This is a genomic window from Streptomyces nigrescens, assembly GCF_027626975.1.
GTDB classification, from domain to species: Bacteria; Actinomycetota; Actinomycetes; order Streptomycetales; family Streptomycetaceae; genus Streptomyces; species Streptomyces nigrescens.
In genome coordinates, this window is record NZ_CP114203.1 from 124,687 (window position 1) to 143,275 (window position 18,589).

Annotated in this window: 15 protein-coding genes; 7 read left to right on the forward strand and 8 right to left on the reverse strand. The window is 67.6% G+C overall.

Going from position 1 to position 18,589, the window contains the following annotated elements; genetic code table 11:
- Position 1: 1 nt before the first annotated feature.
- The 4 genes from STRNI_RS00675 to STRNI_RS00690 all read right to left on the reverse strand — a co-directional run bounded on the left by STRNI_RS00675 (position 2) and on the right by STRNI_RS00690 (position 2,861).
- On the reverse strand, positions 2-661 hold the full coding sequence (locus STRNI_RS00675) for a LysE family translocator (protein ID WP_266449450.1): 660 nt from the start codon (positions 659-661) through the stop codon (positions 2-4).
- A gap of 165 nt (positions 662-826) precedes the next feature.
- Complete coding sequence (locus STRNI_RS00680; protein ID WP_266449448.1) at positions 827-2,050, reverse strand: MFS transporter; 1,224 nt, start codon at positions 2,048-2,050, stop codon at positions 827-829.
- A complete protein-coding gene (locus STRNI_RS00685) occupies positions 2,047-2,709 on the reverse strand; it encodes an HAD family hydrolase (RefSeq protein WP_266449445.1) in 663 nt (220 codons plus the stop codon). Before STRNI_RS00685 ends, STRNI_RS00680 begins: the two co-directional genes overlap by 4 nt.
- Positions 2,706-2,861: a hypothetical protein gene (locus STRNI_RS00690; protein WP_277410285.1), complete on the reverse strand. Its 156-nt coding sequence runs from the start codon at positions 2,859-2,861 to the stop codon at positions 2,706-2,708. The genes STRNI_RS00685 and STRNI_RS00690 overlap by 4 nt, the downstream gene beginning before the upstream one ends.
- A gap of 203 nt (positions 2,862-3,064) precedes the next feature.
- Between STRNI_RS00690 and STRNI_RS00695 the strand changes: the two genes are divergently transcribed.
- The 3 genes from STRNI_RS00695 (at position 3,065) to STRNI_RS00705 (ending at position 5,825) form a co-directional block, all read left to right on the forward strand.
- Positions 3,065-4,369: a helix-turn-helix domain-containing protein gene (locus STRNI_RS00695; RefSeq protein WP_266449439.1), complete on the forward strand. Its 1,305-nt coding sequence runs from the start codon at positions 3,065-3,067 to the stop codon at positions 4,367-4,369.
- 364 nt (positions 4,370-4,733) lie between these two features.
- Positions 4,734-5,102, forward strand: a complete 369-nt coding sequence (locus tag STRNI_RS00700; RefSeq protein ID WP_266449618.1) for a DUF6207 family protein — start codon at positions 4,734-4,736, stop codon at positions 5,100-5,102.
- Between the two features lie 69 nt (positions 5,103-5,171).
- Positions 5,172-5,825: an HNH endonuclease family protein gene (locus tag STRNI_RS00705; protein ID WP_277410286.1), complete on the forward strand. Its 654-nt coding sequence runs from the start codon at positions 5,172-5,174 to the stop codon at positions 5,823-5,825.
- Between the two features lie 59 nt (positions 5,826-5,884).
- On the opposite strand, the gene STRNI_RS41265 is transcribed toward STRNI_RS00705, so the two are convergent.
- Both STRNI_RS41265 and STRNI_RS00715 read right to left on the reverse strand, forming a co-directional pair.
- Positions 5,885-6,247 (reverse strand): lamin tail domain-containing protein, encoded by a 363-nt coding sequence (locus tag STRNI_RS41265; RefSeq protein WP_323182540.1) that lies wholly within the window; start codon positions 6,245-6,247, stop codon positions 5,885-5,887.
- A 65-nt stretch (positions 6,248-6,312) separates the two neighbouring features.
- The gene (locus tag STRNI_RS00715; RefSeq protein WP_266450457.1) at positions 6,313-7,083 is read right to left on the reverse strand and encodes a transposase family protein; all 771 of its coding nucleotides are present in this window, start codon (positions 7,081-7,083) and stop codon (positions 6,313-6,315) included.
- A 520-nt stretch (positions 7,084-7,603) separates the two neighbouring features.
- Between STRNI_RS00715 and STRNI_RS00720 the strand changes: the two genes are divergently transcribed.
- From STRNI_RS00720 to STRNI_RS00730, 3 genes are all read left to right on the forward strand, one after another.
- Entirely contained in the window at positions 7,604-8,299 is a 696-nt protein-coding gene (locus tag STRNI_RS00720) for a hypothetical protein (RefSeq protein WP_277410287.1), read from the forward strand.
- A gap of 865 nt (positions 8,300-9,164) precedes the next feature.
- Positions 9,165-12,608: a hypothetical protein gene (locus STRNI_RS00725; protein WP_266450461.1), complete on the forward strand. Its 3,444-nt coding sequence runs from the start codon at positions 9,165-9,167 to the stop codon at positions 12,606-12,608.
- A 143-nt stretch (positions 12,609-12,751) separates the two neighbouring features.
- The gene (locus STRNI_RS00730; RefSeq protein ID WP_266450463.1) at positions 12,752-13,606 is read left to right on the forward strand and encodes an endonuclease/exonuclease/phosphatase family protein; all 855 of its coding nucleotides are present in this window, start codon (positions 12,752-12,754) and stop codon (positions 13,604-13,606) included.
- A 185-nt stretch (positions 13,607-13,791) separates the two neighbouring features.
- Here the strand turns inward: STRNI_RS00730 and STRNI_RS00735 are convergent, their stop codons facing one another.
- Together STRNI_RS00735 and STRNI_RS00740 are read right to left on the reverse strand one after the other, a co-directional pair.
- Positions 13,792-16,944: an NB-ARC domain-containing protein gene (locus STRNI_RS00735; protein ID WP_266450466.1), complete on the reverse strand. Its 3,153-nt coding sequence runs from the start codon at positions 16,942-16,944 to the stop codon at positions 13,792-13,794.
- Between the two features lie 220 nt (positions 16,945-17,164).
- Complete coding sequence (locus STRNI_RS00740; protein ID WP_266450468.1) at positions 17,165-17,338, reverse strand: hypothetical protein; 174 nt, start codon at positions 17,336-17,338, stop codon at positions 17,165-17,167.
- Positions 17,339-17,590: 252 nt separating this feature from the next.
- Here STRNI_RS00740 and STRNI_RS00745 point away from each other — a divergent pair, with 252 nt between their 5' ends.
- Complete coding sequence (locus tag STRNI_RS00745) at positions 17,591-18,298, forward strand: HNH endonuclease family protein (RefSeq protein ID WP_266450470.1); 708 nt, start codon at positions 17,591-17,593, stop codon at positions 18,296-18,298.
- Positions 18,299-18,589: the final 291 nt, after the last annotated feature.

Here is an 18,589-nt window from a genome sequence, read left to right on the forward strand (position 1 = left end):
TTCATCCAACCCAGTCGACGCCCGTTTCCTGATGAGAGCAGAGAGAGGTGGCGTGCAGGACTTGCCCCGCGGTTGCGGTTCGAATCCCCAAGACGACCAGCACGGCTCCTGCCAGACGACTCAACCGGCGCCGGAACCGGGGGGTGTCGATTGCCGTGCGCGCAGCGGCAACCACTGACGTCAACAACAGCAGCCATACAAGGACGACTGTGACATGCGCGACCGCAAGCGCCGCGATCTGCGGCGCGACCTGGCGGGTCGGCATGAGGAACTGTGGTACGAGAGTGAGATAGACCGATGCCGCCTTCGGGTTGAGGGCATTGGACCAAAGCCCCTGGCTGAAGCTCCCGAGCCGGGCCCACGGCAAGCGCCATCGTCTCTGTCCCGTTGCTTCGATGCCTTGCCGTGCCGAGCACCAGGTGGTCACGCCCAGCCAGATGAGATAGATGCCGCCCAGGAGCTTCACCGCCGTCAACGCCTGAGCCGACGACATGACCAAGGCTGACAAGCCGGCCACGGCAAACGTCGCGTGCACCAGAAGTCCGCACGCTGAGCCGAACGCGACGAGCACGCCATCAGACCTTGAGCCAGCGATCACCCGCTGCGTGACAAGGGTGAAGCTGGTGCCGGGGATCAGCGTGAGGGGCGTGACTGCCGCCACGAAGCTGACTACTTGGTGCCACTGCACGCGATATGCCCAGCCACTGGAACGCCCCGAGCCACTTCCTTCCCCTTTCCCTTGTCCTCCTCTGTCCCCGCTCGCCCAGGGAATCCGTAAAGCCCCGTGAAAGAGCTCGAAGCAGGCAGCCCAACGGCTGGATTTTCGCTATGCGGCGCTGTCCACAGGGCGTGGGGGCCGTCGCGGCGACAAGGAGAGGATTGCGGCTGCCGCGCCGCACACCGCGGCAGAAGCGAACGCTGCGGTGGGAGACACCAGGTCGACCAGCATTCCGGCGAGTGCCGATCCTCCGGCGTTGCCTGCGCCGAATGAAGTGATCATCCACGCGTGGGCCTCGGTGAGAGTCCCCTCCGGCGCCAGCCGGGCGACGAGAGCGAACGCGGAGGCCAGGACAGCGGGCAGCGCGAGCCCGCTGGCCACGGCGAGCGGCGCCATCCCCGGAAGGGCAGGGGTGAGTGTCAGGGGCAGATAGCCGATCGTCAACAAGACCAGAAGGAAGAGCAGTCGTCGGTCTTCCCGCCGCGCCACCGGGGCGGCGGCGTAGAGGACACCGCCGAGCAGCGCGCCGACCGCGTTGAGCGCGATGAGCCAGCTCGCCGCGCCCAGGCTGCCCTCCGCGTCCACGTAGCCGGGCGTGGCCACGGTGAAGACGCCGATCGCCGCGCCGACGCAGACGAGCGCAGCGAACAGCCGCACCAGGCGCCCGCTGCGCAGCGGGCCCGCCCAGTGACGGCTGCCGGGCCGCGCCGCGCGCCAGGACCGGGCCGGGGAAGCGGTGGCGAATCCGACGGTACCCGCCAAGCAGATCACCGCCGCGGTCAGCAGTCCGCCTGACGAGCCGAGGAGGTGTGTCGCGCCCAGCACCAGCAACGGGCCGCACACGAAGATGAGTTCCTGGGTGGCGGCATCCACGGCGAACGCGGCACGCACCGCGCGCTCGCCGTGCAGAACGTGCTCCCACAACACCCGCAGACACGGTTCGAGCTGAGGTGTGGCGGCCCCCGCCACCACAGCCGCAACGGCGGCGAGCCCCGGGGAGCCGACCGGGTCCAGCACCATGAGTGTCGCAAGCGCGGCGCCAGAGGTGATGGCGCCGCCCAGCAACAGGGGAGGCTGTCGCGTACGGTCGATGAACCGTCCCATAACCGGCCCGCCGACGGCGGCGCCGACAGCGTAGAGCGCCGTCAGCATCCCGGCCAGCCGGTAGTCACCGCCGTGGTGGCGTACGACGAGGACGAGTGCGAGCGGCACCATGCCGGTCGGCAGCCGGCCGATGAGCGAGGCCGACAGGAGTCGGGGGACATGGGGTGCGCGCAGCACCGTCCAGGTGGAGGCGGCGGCCGCGTCCGAGGCGGTGTCGGGCATCGTCATGAGGCGGGCGAAAGAGCGGTGGCCAAGGCATGCTCCAGGGTGTGAACGACGGGGACGCCCTCGGCGTGGAGGGCGTCGGGTGAGTGCAGGCCGCTGGCGTAGAGCACACAGCGGGTGCCGGCGGCCGCAGCCGCACGGGCGTCATCGACGCTGTCGCCGACGAGCAGGACGTCCCCGGGCCGGCGGTCCAGGGCGCGCAGATGCGCCACGAGATGGTCCCGCTTGTAGCCCGCGTCCGCGCCCCGTTGCCCGTCCACACGCAGCAGATACGGGCGCAGCGCAAAGCGGTCGATCAGCGCGGTGAGGGCGTCGTGCGGATGCATGGACAGGACGGATTGCGTCAGCCCGGCCTCCGCGACTGTGCGCAGCGCGGCGACGGCGTCGGGGGCGAGGCCGATGCCGGGCCTGCGGCGCAGGTAGGCATCGTGGAAAGCGGCGTGCAACTCGGCGCGCAGAGCCGGTGGGACGGGACGGCCCAGCAGCCGGTCGTAGAAGGCGTCGATCGGCTGAGTGTGCAGTGTCCGATAGCGCTCGGCCGTGACCGGTGGCAGGCCCAGCCGCGCGAACGCCTCCACGGTGCAGGCGATCAGGGTGTCGGCGTCGTCGAAGAGGGTGCCGTTCCAGTCCCAGACGACGTGGGTGACTTCGCTGTGCGTCACGTGCCGACCTGCCAGGAGTCGAGGTGGTCCCGCCGGCGTGGGCGGAGGCAGTCCTGGGGGGCCGCGGCCACGTCGTCCTTGATGCGGCTGTATGTGAAGTCGGCCTTGCGGGCGCCCTTGTCGGCGCGCGCGGGATCGCGCACTAGCGGCATGGGATTCCTTCCCCTCGGACGTACGGAACGGGTGGACGACACCGAGTTCACCCGCCGGACCCGCCACGGACCAGGGCAGGAACCCGGCACTTGCCCGGCAGCGGGTCCGCACCCGGCACACACCAGGCACTCACGGTCACGCGCCCGTACGCGTCGGCACCCGCCCGGCCGAGGAGCACAGACCACAGGGCTACCCTTCCCCCGTGCCCCCTCTCGCTTCCTCCGCCCTCGCGCGGCAGCGCCGCAGCCGCGGCCATACGCAGGAGTCGCTCGCGCAGCGCCTCGGGGTCGATGTGTCCAGCGTCGCCCGTTGGGAGCGCGGAATCTCCGCCCCGTCACCCGGCATCCGCCGTGCGCTGGCCGGCGAACTCGCGCTCTCCCTGGACGAACTCGACGCGCGGTTGCGCCCGTCTCCGACGCCGTCCGCCGCACACCGCGACGAAGCCGATGAGCCCTCGGAGTTGATCAAAGACATCTGGGGAGCGGCGGAGCGCGACGACCTCGCCGCCCGGCTCGGAGCCGACCCCGCACACACGGGGACGGTCTCCCGCGATCACGTCGTACGGGTGGTGCACCAGTGGCTGATCACTCCGCCCCCGCCCCTCGGCGCGCACCGCTCGCACGGGCGGACCCACCGCATCGGCGCCGCCACCCTGGAGCGGGTCCGCGCACGGCTGCGCTATCTGCACGAGGCCGACGACACCGTCGCCGGCGGCGATCTGCACCCCGCCGTCCGCGACGAACTCGCGCGTACGGCGGCCCTGTTGCGCACCTGCACGTACACCGAAGCGGTCGGCCGCGATCTGCTGCGCATTCTCGCCGAGATGTGCCAGCTCGCGGGCTGGTCGGCTGCGGACGCGGGAAACCCGCGGGCGGGCGAGCACTACCACCTGTACGGCATCAAGGCGGCGCACGCGGCCGACGCCCCCGTACTGGCCGCGCAACTGGTCTCCAGCCTCGGCTACCACCTCGCCGAGCACGGCCACGGCCGCGACGCCGTCACGGTCACGCGTTCCGCGCTCGCGCGGCTGAACGCCCTGGAACGCGGCACCCCGGCAGCGGCGCCGGCCACCCCGGCCGTCCGCGCGCTGCTCCACGCCCGCGCCGCGTGGGCCCACGCTGTCGCGGACGAGCCCACGCGCGCCGACGAGGCGATCGGCCGCGCCCAGGACGCCTACGCCGCCCGCCGCCCCGGCACAGACCCGGACCCGGCCTGGACGTACTGGCTCACCCCCGACGAGATGCAGATCATCGTCGGCCGCCTCGACATCGCCCTCGGACGCCCGCTCCGGGGCCGCGAACGCCTCAGCGCCGCACTGGCCACGTGCGATCCGCGCCGGGTACGCGAAACCGCCCTCTACACGGCCTGGCTCGCCCACAGCCACCTGCACGGGCACGAACTCGGCACCGCCACGAAACTGGCCCGCCACGCCCGCCGCCTCAGCGCCACGATCCGCTCGGCCTACAGCGAGCGCGCCGTACGACAGCTCGACCAGCATCTCAGCTGAGGCACCCCATCCATCAGCCGACGGCGAAAAGTACCCGGCCGGCAACACCGGCCGCACCCGCGCCGGACTCACCACCCTCATGCCCGTCCCCGACGACCTCGCCGCGCTACTCCGTGCGGCAGGCGTGGCGTTGCACTCGCGGGCGTCGTGACATCAATTCCCACCGTCATTGATCAGGCCGCGGCCCGAGAAGTGACCCCCTGACACACCGCGAAACGACCCACCTTGAAACCTGTACAGCCAGACGGGATCACCAGAGAGTGAGGGGGAGCCCGGTGGTCTCGGCTTCGTGGATGCGTTGTTCGATGGCCTGTGGTGGTTGGTTGTTGGCGAGCCCGGTGCGGATGGGCGTCAGCGATGGCGTGTGTGCGTCCGGCGGGCCCGAGGATGTCGGCGACGGGGCCGCCTGCCGCTTCCAAACCCGCCTGGCCGAGGTCCTCAGATTCGTCCCAGAAAGCGACGTCGAACCGATCTGATACAGCAAGGCCTACTACGTCGCGACGTAGCGACTGCCACCGAAGCCGCGGCGGCACTTGGCGGGCTATGGCTCTCCAGCGGTCCGTCCGCCCCCTGGCACACCCCCGGCCAAGCCGGTGTCACCGTCCGCGCCTATGCCGACCTGCGACGCGCACCCCTACCAGCGGCAATTGACCCCGGCACCGGTTTGAACCACGGTGACGAGAGGAGTTCGCGTAGTTCTGCGGGGCTGGTTTCGCCGCCCCGGTACGACTAGCCACTCCCCCGAGTGACCACCACCCCTGTTCCCGCGCGACAACCGACTCTACGGCGCTATCAACAGATCATGATCAAGACGACTGTCCGCGCCTTCGCGGCCGCGGCCCTCGCCCTGCTGCCCCTCACCACCGCCACCACCACCGCTCATGCGGCCGAGACGCTCAGCCTGCACGACGGAATCGAAGCCCTCCCCCAGGCCGCCGAGTCCCGCGACGGCTACGAGCGCACCAAGTTCAAGCACTGGATCGACGAGGACAAGGACGGCTGCAACACGAGGGCGGAAGTCCTCCTCGCCGAAGCCGCCACAGCGCCCACCGTCGGAGCCGGCTGCAAAATCACCGGCGGAACCTGGCGCTCCTACTACGACGACACGACCGTCCAGGGGCCGTCCGGCCTGGACATCGACCACATGGTGCCGCTGGCCGAAGCCTGGGACTCCGGCGCATCCCAATGGACCGCAGCCCGGCGCCAGGCATACGCCAACGACCTCGGCGCCGAACGCTCCCTGGTCGCCGTCACCGCCAAGAGCAACCGCTCCAAAGCCGACCAGGACCCCGCCCAGTGGATGCCGCCGGCCGCCGACGCCCAGTGCACCTACCTGTCCGACTGGGTGAGCACCAAGCTCCGCTGGTCGCTGACCATCGACCGCACCGAACGCGACACCCTGCGACAGCTCGCCGCCGGCTGCGAGAGCACCGACGTGGAGTTCGAGCGGGTGTAGCCAACGCGTCCGGTCCGGCTGGGATTCATCCCTGCTGTTTGCTGGGCCCCAAAGCGGACTCACGGGGCCCAGCAGCGTGGATAGAGGACGCGTTCAGGTCCTTCCCTCTCGAGCGGGTCGCAGCGGTGCGCCGCAGGTGCGGGCCTGCGGCGCACCGTGGTGGGCCGGTGAGCGGCACAGCTCACCGACCGGCTCAGGGCCGGTGAGTGACCACGGCGACCCCAACTTCCGGCATCGACGACGCGGCGGTGGTCATTGCGCAGGGTGGCAGTGTCTGCGGTGTTGTCCCAGACGTGGGCGCGGCGGTCCTGGTAGACGTCCCGGCGGTTGTCGTGGCCGATGCCGGTGTGGACACAGACCTGACTGTAGCCGTTCAGGAGGAAGTTGCCGAAGCGGTAGCCGTGGCCGGACTTGTCGGACAAGGTCTAAAGCGTGTTGCAGAAGGCTGTGATCGGGCAGGTCAGTGCCGGGTTTTGACGAATTCGCGTCAGGCGGCCAGGGCGAGGTTTTGCATGTGGGCGACGGCCTGGACCGCGTGGTGGAGGCTGTTCCCGTGTTGCCGGCAGTCGCGGAGGATTTTGTAGTGCTTCATGCGGGCGAACGTGTGCTCCACGCGGGCTCTCACGCGCCGGTGCTCGGCATTGTCGGCTTCCTCGCCGGGTAGCAGTGGCCGGCCAGGGCGTTTGCGGTGCAGGACGACGAGGCCGGTATTGATGTACGCGCCGTCGCCGAGCACGGTCACGCCCGCGGCGTACTCGGCCAGGCCGGACTCCCGCCACACACGGGCGTCGGCCCTGTTGCCCGGCACGGGCCTGGCGACGGCGATCACCAGCCTCGTGTCCGCATCGATGATGACCTGCACGTTCGCCGAGAACCGGTAGTTGCGGGAGGAAGCACCGACGCTCCGGTCCCGGACCGGGATCAACGTGCCATCCACGATCCACAGTCGTTCCGCCGCGTCAGTGGGACGCCTTGCCGGCTCAAGGGCAAGGAGAGGACTCAGCCGCTGGATGACCCGACACACGGTCGCCGATGAGCAGCCGAACAGCGGCGCAAGCTGCCGCATCGTGAGGTTCGTGCGGTAGTAGACGGCCACCAGCAGCACCCGCTCAGCCAACGGCAGGCACCACGGTCGGCCACCACCAGGCCCGTTCCCGCCCCGTTCCCGCACTACCTTCAACAACCGCTCGAACTGCCGCATCCGCAGACCCGTGGACGTCTCCACCCACAGCGGCTCAGCCCTCAACACCCCGCTCATACAAGGGAAATGCCCGTACCGCAGCCTTCTGCAACACGCTTTAGCTGGGAGCGACGAGGCGTGGTGTCACCGCCAGCCACGTATTCCTGAGTCGGCTTCAACTCTGCGGATAGTGCTGGCACCACAGGACCAGGTTGAGATCGCAGAGACCAAGCCAGCAATGCCTTCCCGTCACTTCCTGACGCTCTGCGGATAGGCGAAACGTTGTGTCATATAAATCCGGCCACATCTCGCACCCGGCTGCGCCGCCAGTCGCAGTACCACACACGGGATGCTGACTCGAAATATCAAGGCCAGCAACGGTGTGCAGAACCTGTCTTATTGCCGTCAGGTGGCCCGTTTGACTTGGTGATCGCCCGGATTCATGCGCGTACTTTCGCCCTGTCCCCAGAAGGGGCGCATCAATTCGGTCGCACAGACGCAGCGTCGCAAAAACTTTCGATCGACGTCAGGGTGGCCGGCGCCAAAGGGGCCGACGGGCGCGACAGTGCCAACAAAACGACGAATCCAGGAGGCGTCTGTGGGATCCATCGAGAAGAATTCTGAATTGGACCCTGATGTAGAAATCCCTAAGTTGTGGACTGCCCTCAGCAACCTGACGGATACCGTGATGGGCCTTGCAAGCAGGTCGATCAACGCCCGGGGCCCGTGGTCCGCCGACAGCATCGAATATCAGGCAGGAGATGCTGTGACTGTTACGGGCGGAGGCGCCCCAGGGGTGTACCGGTGCACGCAACAGAACACTTCAAGCAAGGCCAACGAACCGGGAACACAAGGGGGCCACGACTACTGGGCGCTATTCGTTCCTTCGGGCCCGAAGGGCGACACCGGCCCCCAGGGCGACACCGGCCCGAAGGGCGACACCGGCGCAAAGGGCGACACCGGCCCGAAGGGCGACACCGGCGCAAAGGGCGACACCGGCCCCCAGGGCGACACCGGCCCGAAGGGCGACACCGGCGCAAAGGGCGACACCGGCCCCCAGGGCGACACCGGCCCCCAGGGATCTAACGGCATCATGCAAGGAAATAATCGGCACTTCTGGCAAGCGAACACTCTATACAATCCCGGCGACGTCGTTGGATGGGGCCCCAACGGGGAGAGTGGTTGGCCGTATTATGTCTACCTTTGCGTAAGCCGGCACACAAGCCCATCCGATTTCAAAGACGACTATTTCTCTACAGTGCCATGGATCGGCCCGTATCCCGGAAACGAATAGTACGCGCGAACCGATCCCGCCCCGGGTGGGCGGGGGGACTAGGTTTTTTGGCGATGAAGTAGGGGTGCCGGGAATGATGCTGTGGTCATTTCCGGCGGGCCGCCCTGCTGGTATGGCGACTTGCCTTCCGGCCACCCCTTCCGGATCCACCGATTTGCCAGACAGTGAGATGGCGGCGCTTGGGTGCAAGGTGGCAACGGTTGCGCCATTTCGAACAGATGCCCTCTGAGTTTCCGGAAAGGGAATCGCGCACGCAGCCCTGTCGCTCAAACTTCGGGATTTACTCAGACGGCTCCCGGCTAACAACTAGGTATTTCCCCCCTGCAGGGAGAATGAAATGAATAGTGGGAAGTATGTCACCATTGTGTGGCCGCCGGATGGAACGGAGATTAGTCCGCGACAAGAACTTTCAGGATTATGTGGCTCCTCAGCTGTCACGCTGTGGGTGAAGTCCGCAGACGGGGATTTCGTCTGCTATGGCAGCGCAAAGGTCGACGTGCAGCACAGGTGGGCGGTGAGGCCGGACTGTGATCTGCCGCTCGGAGCGGTGCAGATCACAGTCCGGGATGCCACTGGTCATGAGGTTTCACAGTCGAATCGCGTCACGCATTTATGCACTTCGTCGCCCCTGAGTGCCATCCAGCATGCCGGGCTGGCCATTGCTTCACCAGCGGCCGGGGCGACTATCGGGTCATGGGCCGTGTATTCCGGCACTGGTGGGGTTCCGGGCAAGATCCTCACTCTCTATGTCGGGTCGCAGCAGCACAACTCTCTTACAGCCTACGGAATTTCCACGGTACGGGCAGACGGGTCGTGGTCGGTCACCCCATTCCGGCCTTATCCCGCTGGGTCGTTGGCATTCCGCGTGGCTGCCGAATACGGCGATCATGATGACTGCCACAACACAGTGGCTCCGCTGGCGATCACCTCGCTGGCCGAAGGCGCGCCGGTTAGGGTGCGGGAGGTGTTCTCCGGCACCGGAGGAGTCGAGGGCGAGACCGTGACGCTCTCCGCCAGGCCGGACGCAAGCGATACCTATACCTCCTACGGGAGCTCGAAAGTGCAGCCGGGCGGCGGGTGGGCCATCACACCGGATGCGGACTACCCAACGGGGGCATTGTGGTTCCAGGTGGCCTCGGACGACGACTACACCAACCAGCACCACCCTGTTGTGGCATCTGCGTTGTCCGTGACGGACGTGCGGGTGTGGCCGCAGGTGATCCCGCAGTCGGGCAGTGACGTGTTCTTCGCGTGGAAGCTCCGCAATGACGGGCCGTCGGATGCTACACAGCTGCAGGTGACGGTGACCTTGCCATCCGAGGTCACGGTGCCAGAGAAGTACCATCCGAACCACAGCCAGGTGCAAATGGGCTTGGCAGATTTGCCAGTGGGGCATGAGCAGTGGTTCCGCATCCCCGGTCATGTGGACGCGCCCTCGCACAATGGGGTGGCGGAAAGGGCCGAATTCACCGCGTTCGCTGGCCAGACCGCTCCGAACGTCGCGATGATCCCCGTCGCGTCCGATCATCACAAGGGCAAGTCGTGCGGCTGGCTCAGCGACATCTTCTCTTTCATCGGCGACGCGTTCGCGGCGTTCGCGGGTCTCTTCGCCTTTGCTGGGCTGCCGTTCGGGGGCGGTGGAGGCGGAGGGGGTGGCCAGCCTGATCCGGACGAGCCGGACCGGGAGGAACCGGATGACGACGACAGGAAGAAGGGCCTGACGATACTGAAGGTCATCAGCCAGGAGGCGAAGCCGGATCCCGCGGTGCCCGGGCAAGATCAGGTGTCGTTCATCTGGACGGTGAAGAACACCGGTAAGGAGGGGGAGGACGCTCATGCCCGCTTCGTGATCGCTTCGCTGCAGCTGCCTGAGGGCTGCGGATTCGTCAGCGGGCCCGAAGGCGCCGTCGCCACCGATGGCGGCCAGGTGCTGTGCCTGCTTACCGAGGACCTCGCCCCGCAGGCCACGGCCGCCCTGCGCTTGACCGTGTCGGTGCCCGCCTCGGCGGAACGGTCTTTGACGGCGTGGGCCTACCTCTCGGCGTTGAATGCCTGGCCGTGCTCCAAGAGCGTCGCGGTCACCGCGGTTCCGAAGGGCTCTTGGGGCCTTCCGGACGGCAGCGCCTCCCCTAACCCAGTGGACCGCGGAAAGCAGGTGACCTACACCTGGCAGCTGGCCAGTAGCGGTCCCTCGGACGCCCATGCCACGGCTGTCACCGTCTCCATGCCCGCACACCTGGACCAGATCAGTGCCTCTGCCGCTCTCGACGGACACACCTATCCCGGTACACCCAAGGGCCAGCATATTGACATCGCTATCCCATCGGTGCCCGCCGGCCACACCGCCACCATCACCGCTAGCGGTACGGTCGGCGACGGCGCCGATGACCCCCTGACAGCGACCGTGACAGCCGAAGCGACCAGCACCCCACGGGCCCAGGCGAAGGCGACCGCGAGGATGAAGAGCCAGCTGCGGCCGACTGTGGCAGTGATCCCGGCCCAGCCGCGGGCGGGGCAGCTGGCCACCTACGTGTGGACCCTCCACAACGATGGCCCACCCGCTACGGCCAATGCCAAACTGACCGTCACTATCCCGCCCGCCGAGGTGATGTCAGTCCTGGACCACACCGGTGCCACCCAACAGGGCGACAAGCTGGTCTGGACATGGGGCTCCATCGCCCCCGGGCACGCTGTGCAGGCCAGGTTGGGCGTGCTGCTAGGCCCCGCCATCCGTCAAATGCCGGCCATCGCCGCCACGGCCCAGGCCGACAATGTGCCTGCGCGCGAGGCTGACGCCCCCAGTGTCGGCAGCCCCTCGCCCAGCGCACTGAGCGTGGCGGGCACCGCTGGGGACATCCCCGTACTGCCCGGGCAGCACGCCACCTTCACCTGGACGATCACGAACACCGGCCGGGTCACCGCCACCGAGGTGACCGCGCAGTTGGCCCTTCCCGAGGACCTGACCGACATCACGATCACCCCCAGCCCCTCGCACGGGACCACCGTCGTGCTGGAAGGCCCCCTAGCCCCTGGGAAGTTCGCAACGGTGACGGCCACGGGGACCGTGCCAGTTGGGGCAGCCGGCTCGCTGGGCGCCACCGCCACGGTGAGCGCCACCGATACCCCTGCCGTCGTGTGCGCGGACGCGGTGACGGTGGTGGGGTCCGACGCCCAGCTCGGCCTGGCCGCCACATCGCCGACATCACAGGTCCCCGCCGGATCACAGGTCGAGCTGACCTGGACGGTGACCAAGACCGGGCCCAGCCCGATCACCCAGCCCATCCTGACGCTGGACGCGGGCCACCACCTCAGCGAACTGGAAGCCACGGTCGATAGCGAGCCCGTGCCGACGAGCATCAACGAGGACGGACTGTGGGAGGTCGACCTCACCGACACCCCGGCTCCGAGCCAGCCGGTGGTGGTGGCAGTCACCGCCACCGTGGCACCCGACATCCCCGACCAGACCGTGGTCACCGTGCCAGCCCGCGTGGACACCGTGGAGCAGCACACCGAGACCGACGCCAAGACCCACATGAAGTTCACCACCTGCCTGGCCGCGGCCCTGACCGTCACCCCCATCGGCCACGACCACCAGGTGACCGCGGGAAACCCGGCCAACCCGCTGGAGTGGACCGTGGTCAATAAAGGGCCCTCCCAGGACGACACGATCGCCCTCGCGGTCACGTTGCCCAAGGGGTTCACGGTCACGCACGCGAGCGTCTCCACCATCCCCAGCGCGGTCACCCAGGCCGACACCACCTGGACCGTGCCGCTCGGCCACCTAGAGGTCGGCGAGGAAGCACCGGTCGCCCTCGTTATCGATGCCCCCGACGCCCCACTCCAGCCGATCACGGTGGCGTGGAAAGCCAGCGGGGCCAAGACCACCACCCCCGCGGGGGACAGCGAGCAGGTGAAAGTAGCTCAGAGCCCAGCCCTCACCGCCAACTCCCTGGCGGTGGAGCCCTCCGTACGCGCGGGCGACGGCCTCTCGCTGGGCTGGACCCTGGCCAGCGACGGCACCTCCACCGCCCACGTCACCCAGCTCACCGTCATCCTCACTCCACCCGACGGCTTCACCCCCGAGTACGCCACCGCCGGTGCCACCAAGCTCCACGTGAAGAAGGTCGGCGACACGGTAACCGTCACCGGCATCGGCGACATCCCGCCAGCCACCGACACCACGATCATCCTCTCCGGCACCATCCCCGCCGCCACGCCCGCCGGCCGCCTCACTGCCAAGACGACGGTGGAGCTGACCGAACCGAAATCCACGCCGGTGCCCGACATCACCGTCCAGATCACCACCTGACCCCCAAGGCGCAGGCACGGTGCCCCAGGCTGCCGACGCGCAGAGCGCGACTCGTCCACGCGCCAAGCCCCCGGGAGCTTCGCTGTCCCGTGCCCTGCGGCCTCGTCCCTTCCCACCACCCTCGGACACGGAGGACCTGTTCCATGCATCGATGGCACTTACGAGTACTGCCCCTGCTGGGGGCGTTCCTGCTGACCGCCTTCGCCCAGCCCGCCAGCGAGGCCGCCCCTGGTCCGGACTACACCTACGCGACCTGGAACACCCAGGGCGGCGGCGTTAAAGGCAAAAAGTGGAGGGAGGGAGTGGCCACACTGGCTTCGAACTACGACATCGTCGCACTCCAAGAGGCGGGATCTTACAGCAGCTTTAAGGTCAATGTGGTTGACGAGAATCGATGCACAACTTCAACTGTCCCGGAGCCGGATCCGCCTCATATGCCGCTGGAGATGTTGGAGTGCACGTGGGAACTCCCTACAACGGATCCGAAAGCTCCACCGAAGACGCGCAAGGTATTTTTTGCGGAGACCGGTTATATCTCCGATCACAGCAATACTCGAAGCCTAGCGTTCGTCGTCAACACGGGCGACGTGAAAATTCCCGCCGGAGGTGCGTTCCAGTACCTTACCCCGCGGCACGAAAGCAACTATGACGAGGGGGACCGGGGCCTTCTCCGCCTCAAGACCGAAGATGGGCCGATCATCTATGCGGCCCACGCCGACGCCAAACCGCTGGGCAGGAACGTGATGTCGCTGGTGCAGAAAGCACGCGGTGACGCAGGCGGCAACCCGTGGTTGATGATGGGGGACTTTAATATCCAACCTCCGTTCGTCCGCCCCATGTTCGGCAAGGACACGCAGCCCCAGCTCGTCGCATCCGGGAAGAGCACGCACAAAAAAGAAGAGTACGACTACATGATGTCCAACGACGTCCCGGGCTACGCAGCGAAGCGATACGACAAGGTCTTGTCGGACCACTACGCCGTCGCATTCGAAAGGTGAGAGCCGGTAGCCGGGCAAGATGAACAGGGTTGCCGATAGTGGTGTAGAAGCAAGCGAGCCGAAGCGCACTGGATTCGTCGTCGCCGGGTGGCCCCGCCACGCGGGCCGACCATCGCCATGTCCCGCGCCGTTCGACGCGATCGGGGTTGTTGATCTGGGAGTTTCCTTGACGAGTCGGGCATGCTCTAGGACTGCACGTCGCCTCGGATGCCGTAGGCGAACACACCACTGTTCGAGGCAACGTACAGGGACGTGCTGTGCGGGGAGAAAACGCAGGCAGCCAGGGTGGACTCCGTACGCATCAGGGCTACTGGTTCGCCGTTGGTAGTGCTCCACAGGCGGATGGTCTGGTCGTTTCCGGCACTGGCGATCCACTGGCCGTCTGGGCTGACTGCCAAGGATTTCACCGACGCGGTGTGCCCCGGCAAACGACGTACGGGCTCGCTGGTGGCGGCGTTCCACAGGCGGATCGTCTGGTCGTTTCCGGCACTGGCGATCCACTGGCCATCCAGGCTAACTGCCAAGGCGCTCACTGGCGTGCCGTGCCCCCGTATGGAGCGCAGAAGTTCACCATTCGTCGGGTTCCACAGGCGTAGGGAGCCGTCGTCTGCCGCGCTGATGAGAGTCGCGCCGTCCGCGGTAACGGCCAGGGCGCGTGTCTGGTGACCGTGTCCGGTCAGAGCGCGCCGGCACGTGCCAGATGCCAAGTCCCAGATGCGGATGGTGTTGTCGCTGGCGTCGGTGGCGATCCAGTCGGCGTTCGGCGCAACGACGAGGGCTCTTGTCCACTGAACAGAGCCGGCGGGCAAGGGGGTGAGGCATGTGCCGCTGTGTGCGTCCCAGAGGCGCAGGTCGCGGCCGATTCCAGCCGTGACGATCCGGTCGCCATCCGGGGTGATGGCGACCGATCGGATCCGGTCCGTGGGTCCGGTGAAGACTTGTCGCAGCCTGCCGGTCGCGGCATTCCAGGTGCGCAGGGTGTGGTCGGCGTTCGCGGTGACGAGCCAGGTCCCGTCGGGGCTGACCGCGACGTCCCAGGCCTGGCTGCCGCGACTGACGGCAGGCGGTGACGGGGCCAGGTCCCACACGCGTGCCGTGCGACCGGTTCTGGTTGCGGCGGCGAGCCACCTGCCGTCCGGGCTCACGCTGATTGCTCCGACTGAGCTCGTGTGGCCGGTCAAGGAGCGCGGGCTGGCATCACTCGCGAGGTCCCAGATACGGATGGTGTGGTCGGGGTCTGCTGTGACCAGTCGCTGTCCGTCAGGGCTGATGGCGAGCGCGGACGCAGGCCTTCTAATCCGCGTCAGTATGCGGGGAGGTACCCGGTGTGGGGCATGCGTATCCCAGATGCGGATGGGGGGTTGACGTTCCTGGGTGGCGAGCCAGCGGCCGTCCGGGCTTACCGAGAGTACGTCGGGGCGGCATGGCTGATGTATATCCTCCGCACGGTGCCAGGTGCCGGAGACGAGACCACGAATGGTGACGTGGACGGTGTCATTTTGTTCGGCGATCCAGACGTCTTCCCCACTGATGGCGAGTGCTGCCGGATTCCAGGAGTAGCCGTTCCTGTGCCACTGCTGAAGCTGCTCACCGTCGCGAAGGTCCCACAGACGTACCATTTGCGTTTCAGTGCTCGTTGCGGCAATGCGGGAGTTGCCCGGGCCGATCGCGAGAGCGCTGACGGGTCCAGGCTGGCTGGCAAGGGTACGCAGTAGCTTGCCGGAGCTGACTTCCCAGACATGGATGGTGCCGTCTGCATGCCCGCTCGCCAGTCGGGTGCCGTCCGGAGTGATCGCGGCCGCCGTCAGCGTCCCTGCATGTTCAGTCAGGTCCAGCACGAAGCAGGGATCGGGCAAGTCGGGCTGGGTGTTCTGGTCAACGAGGGCCGTTCCGCTCCGGGGAAGGGACGCTGCCTGGGCGCGCCAGGACGGGACGTTCCCCAATCGGCTGTACAGGACGTCGTCCAGGAAGTGACTGGGCTCCGTGGGGGACAGCAGCGGAGCGGCACGTCCCAGCTCCTGGGCCATGAGACGGGCGGAAGGCGTAGCCATCAGTGAGAGATCGTTCAATGGGGCCGTAGGGCCCCGCTGGTGCAGGCGCGTACGGATCCATCGGAGGTCGGACGCCACCTCCTCGGCTCGGGTGGCCAGCCCTCCCTCGACCATGTGCTCGATCAGGTGATCGAGGAGATAGCCGTCGGACACCTCCCACCATGCCCGTACCCGCCCCGTACAGGAGGGGGGAGCGGGAGCCCAGGGGAGATCGTGGGCAATCGCGTCGATGAAGCAGGCATGGATCGCGGGCAGTTCTGGATCCAGTTCGCTTCGCAGATAGTCGCGCACCACGTCGTGAAGGGCGATCGTCCCGCCGGCAGTCTGCGCGTTAAGACTGAGAAGGGACAGATCAGCCATCTGCTTGCACAATGCGCGGGCCTCCATCTCGTGGAGGCCCGCACTCGCCTGCCACAGCCGACAGACCAGGCTGACCGGGACCGTTTCGTCCTCCGCGAAGATGCCAAGCTCCGCGAAGCGACGACCGCCCTCGGGCGGCAGCAGCGTGGTGGCGGCCTCGATACTGGCCCGCACCGCCTGGTTCCTGCGCTGGGGATCGTCAAGGTCCAATGCCGCCACGGGGTGCGGCACGCCATCGATTGCGGATGGGCCCCGATGTTGCAGCCGTTCGAGCAGGCGACAGGCGGCCTGTGTGAGATCAGCGCCCGTGGCAGCCTGCCCCGCCAGCCACTGGTTCGCCATACGCAGCAGCAGCGCCCAGCGCCCGGTCACCAGCACCAGGTCCTGGACCAAAGACGTCGCCAACTCCGGCAGGCCATAGGTGAGAACGGCCTCCGCTTGCTTCTGCGACATCCGGTCGACGACGATCCGAGCCGCTCCGCCGGGAAGGACTGCCGAATTGCGGGTGGTGATGAGCCTCACGCAGTTCCTGTCGCCCCCGCGGAGGAACGGCGCCAACTGCTCCGACTCCCATACGTCGTCGAGCACCAGCAGCGTACGCGGACGCAGATCTAGCAGGGCTCCTAACCGAGCCCCTGCCTGCTCCGGATCGGTTCCCGCTTCCATGGTGTCCCCCGTGACGTAGCGGGTCACCTCCGCTACCTTCGCCGCGATCGCGGCCCGTCCGCGCACATCGCGGCCGATCGTGATCACGTGCACGCCGCCAGGGAACCGTTGGCGCACCTTGCGGTGCGCACAGACGACGTGGGCCAGCGTGGTCTTCCCGAAACCGCCCGCCCCATGCAGACCGGTTGTGATGCCCACCGATCCACGCCCGCCACGGCGGCGCACCAATGACGCCACCACTTCCGCTTCCTCGCGGTCCACGACCCACTCCGGTATCACCGGCGGCGGGGGGACAGGCGCTACCGCCGTCCTGCCTGCGCCAGACGGGGAATGCAATGTTGTGAGCAGCGCCAAGATACCCGCACCCGCTCCCAGAACGCTCGCCAGAGGATCCGCTTCCCCCCAGCCGCCCCGAATGGCAGTGACCACGAGCCACACCAGTGCCGCCACCCCTGGTACGGCCAAGAAGCGCGCTTTCCACTTACCTGTTCCCATAGGCCCATCCTGGCGCCTGTGCTTCATCGAATGCCATCAGTTCGGACGCGAGGTGAGCGATGGCCGTGAAGACACCGAGCAGGACGCTCCCGCCGGCGAGCAGCGGTACGAGCGAGCCCGGGGCGCCGCTGCCGAGGGCTTTGGTGATCGCGTAGGCCACGCCTCCGCCGGCCAGGGCAGCAGGGGTCGCGGCTACGACCAGACGAGCGTAGGTATGCAGGACGTGAGAGCCATCCAGGTCGCCGCCCGGGCGCCTGCGCAGTCGACGCCAGGCAGCTCCCAAAACAACAGACGACAACCGCACAGGGAGGCGTACATGGACCGCCCGACGCGATCACTGGGTTCACTGGTTGACGTGTCCTGGTGCGGTGGGTAGACCCATGGGACACCGCCTCACCCGACAGGGAGCCTTATGTACCGCACGCGCCGCTTGGCGGTCCTCGTCTGCCCCCTTCTGCTGCTTTCCGCGGCTGCGTGCACTCCCGCTACGACCGATGAGGACGCCAAGCCGTCGGCCGAGCCGAGCGCGACTTCCTCCGAGGGCACGAAGGGCACCCTGCACCTGACGGATGCCATAGGCCGGCTGACGGTGGCCCGCGAATCCCGGACCGGATACGAGCGGGACAAGTTCCACCTGTGGACCGACGCGGACCACGACGGCTGCGACACCCGCAAGGAGGTCCTGCTGGCCGAGGCGGTCAAGAAGCCCCGCCAGGGCAAGAGCTGCCGTCTGACCGGCGGCACCTGGCGCTCCTACTACGACGACCGCACTGTTACCGATGCCCGCAAGCTCGACATCGACCACGTGGTCCCCCTCGCCGAAACCTGGGACTCCGGCGCCTCGAAATGGACCGCGCAGCGCCGCGAGCAGTACGCCAACGACCTGGGGGCCGACCGCAGCCTCGTCGCCGTCAGCCTGGGCCCCAACCGCACCAAGGGCGACAAGGACCCCGCTGAGTGGATGCCACCCGCCAAGGACGCCACCTGCACCTACGCCACCGACTGGGTCACCGCGAAACTCCGCTGGAAGCTGACCGTCGACCCCACCGAAGCCAGAGCCCTGCGGACGATCGCGGCCGGCTGCCCGGATGCGACGGTGACGTTCACGCCGGCACCGTAGCCGCACCGAACCGATCGCCCCTGCCACAGACCATGGGCCCGCCGGCCCGCCCCGAAGCTCCCCGAGCATCCCAAGAGGCTTTTGGTAAGGCGTCTGGCTGGTGGTGCGATCGTCCAACGCATAGGTAATGAGAGGGGAATGATGCTGTCATGTTCGGTCAACGCGCGTAGCACGCGGCGTCGCCTCGCGGATTGCTGAAGGCCCGGCGAGTCGTACGACGTCCGAAGAAGAAGTGAGCGCAGTGGCCCGCGCATGGCGAGCCCCCCTTGGTTACGCCCACTCAACTCGCAG